General features: G+C 74.7%; 1 protein-coding gene and 1 pseudogene. Both read left to right on the top strand.

Annotated features, from left to right (window positions below):
* Positions 1-129, top strand: a pseudogene (locus OO48_RS40515) (sugar ABC transporter ATP-binding protein); the annotation flags it as partial.
* A gap of 61 nt (positions 130-190) precedes the next feature.
* Complete coding sequence (locus tag OO48_RS33885; RefSeq protein WP_033223474.1) at positions 191-1,213, top strand: LacI family DNA-binding transcriptional regulator; 1,023 nt, start codon at positions 191-193, stop codon at positions 1,211-1,213.
* Positions 1,214-1,242: the final 29 nt, after the last annotated feature.

Below are 1,242 nucleotides of genomic sequence, written 5' to 3'. Positions count from 1 at the left end.
CCGTCCGACTACTCCATGTCCGAGGTCGTGGCGATCATGACCGGTGCGCTCACCGTCGACCGGGACGGCGGCGGTACTGTCGTGGCGGACGCCGCCGCCGCCAAGGCCGCCGGCGTCCGCCCGAACTGACCAGACCGGGCCCCGCCCGCCACGGCGGGGCCCGCGCCCGACGAAGCCGGAACGGTGGTCCATGGCCGCGCCCCGCCGCACCACGCTCAACGACGTCGCCCAGGAGGTCGGCGTGAGCGCCAAGACCGTCTCCCGGGTGCTCAACGGCGACGGACCCACCTCCCCGCAGACCCGGGAGAAGGTCATGGCGGCGGTCGAGAAGCTCGGCTTCCAACCCAACCTGATGGCCCGCAACATCCGCGTCGGCGGCCCGGACAGCACCGTCGGCCTGATCATCCCCGACATGGGCAACCCGTTCTTCGGCTCCGTCGCCGGCGGCATCGAAAGCGCGGTACGCGAACGCGGACTCACCCTCCTGATGGGCTCCTGCGCCGACGACCCCGCCCGCGAACGCGCCCTGACCGCCACCTTCCTGGCCCGCCGGGTCAGCGCCCTGATGGTGGTGCCCACCGCCGGCGCCGACCACGCCCACCTGCGCACCGCCCGCACAGCCGGCCTGCCCGTGGTCTTCCTCGACCGCCCCGGCACCGGCCTGGCCGCCGACAGCGTCGTCAGCTCCAACCGCGACGGCGCCCGCGAGGGCACCGCCCACCTGATCGCCGCCGGACACCGCCGCATCGCCTTCGTCGGCGACCGCCCCGCCACCCTCTACACCCGCCGCGAACGCCTCGCCGGCTACCGCGAAGCACTCGACGCCGCCCACCTGCCCTACGACCGCTCACTCGTCCTCGACGGCCACACCGAGGCCGAGGCCGCCGACGCCGTCCAACGCGCCCTGCACGACCCGCAGCCGCCCACCGCGATCCTCGCCGCCAACAACTTCGCCGCCATGGGCACCGTCCTGGGCACCACCCGGGCCCGCCGACGCGACGTCGCCCTCGTCTCCTTCGACGACCTGCCCTTCGCCGAAGTCCTGGAACCCGCCATCACCACCGTCGCCCAGGACCCCACCGCCATCGGCACCGCCGCCGCCGCCATCGCCCTCGCCCGCCTCGACGGCGACCGCACCCGGGCCCGCACCGTCACCATCCCCACCCGCCTCATCCCCCGCGGCTCCGGCGAACTCCCACCCACCACCCGCTAGTTCCACACCACCACCGCACCGCACACCAC

The organism is Kitasatospora phosalacinea, from assembly GCF_000716545.1.
GTDB classification, from domain to species: domain Bacteria; phylum Actinomycetota; class Actinomycetes; order Streptomycetales; family Streptomycetaceae; genus Kitasatospora; species Kitasatospora phosalacinea.
The sequence above is the reverse complement of the archived record's forward strand: the minus strand, read 5'-3'. Positions and strand labels throughout refer to the sequence as shown.

Excerpts from the sequence above, each read along its gene's own strand:
- OO48_RS33885 (WP_033223474.1), top strand. The coding sequence starts at position 191 with ATGGCCGCGCCCCGCCGCACCACGCTCAACGACGTCGCCCAGGAGGTC.